General features: G+C 67.1%; 1 protein-coding gene. It reads left to right on the top strand.

What is annotated here, in order from left to right; all coding sequences use genetic code 11:
- Nucleotides 1-855: Ppx/GppA phosphatase family protein (locus EN939_RS36215; protein ID WP_164751606.1), on the top strand; the 855-nt coding region annotated here is incomplete at both ends.

The raw sequence follows: 855 nt of genomic DNA, 5'->3' as shown, positions 1-855 counted from the left end.
GGCCAGTTCCGCGTCATCGACGCTTTTTCGCGCATCGTCCGGCTGGGCGAGGGGCTCACCGCCAATGGCCGGCTCCGCCAGCCGGCGATGGACCGCGCGGTCGAGGCGCTGAAAATCTGCGGCGACAAATTGCGCAACCGCAAGATCAGAAAAGCCCGGCTGATCGCCACCGAGGCCTGCCGCACGGCCGAAAACGGCGTCGAGTTCATCGACCGCGTGGAACGCGAGGCGGGCCTGAAGCTTGAGATCATCGACCGCCAGACCGAAGCGCGGCTGGCGGTGTCCGGCTGCGGCTCGCTGGTCGAGCGCGACACCCAAGGCGTCGTCCTGTTCGATATTGGCGGTGGTTCGTCGGAAATCGCGCTCATCGATCTCGCTGGCCGCCGTTCGCCAAGGCTGGCCAATCATATCGTGTCGTGGACGTCGCTGCCGGTCGGCGTCGTCTCGCTGGCCGAGCGCTTTGGCGGCCGCACGGTGACGCGCGAGATCTTCGCCGCCATGGTCGACGACGTTGCCGGCCGGCTGGCCAGCTTCGACGGTCGCGATCGGCTGAGCCATCTCAAGGCCAGTCCGAATTTCCATCTGCTGGGCACGTCCGGAACCGTGACGACGCTGGCCGGTGTCCACCTTGAGCTCGAGCGCTACGATCGCCGCCGTGTCGATGGGCTGTGGATGGACCGCGACAGCGTCGATCGCATGGTCGAAAGACTGGTTGGCTGGGATTTCCAGCAGCGCTGCGCCAACCCTTGCATCGGTGCCGATCGCGCCGATCTGGTGCTGGCCGGCTGTGCTATCCTCGAGGCGATCCGCGCCGTGTGGCCGTCCGAGCGGCTGCGAGTCGCCGATCGTGGCCTG

Source organism: Mesorhizobium sp. M7A.F.Ca.CA.002.05.1.1, from assembly GCF_003998335.1.
In the GTDB taxonomy this organism is placed as follows: domain Bacteria; phylum Pseudomonadota; class Alphaproteobacteria; order Rhizobiales; family Rhizobiaceae; genus Mesorhizobium.
This window is presented reverse-complemented; position numbering and strand designations above follow the sequence as displayed.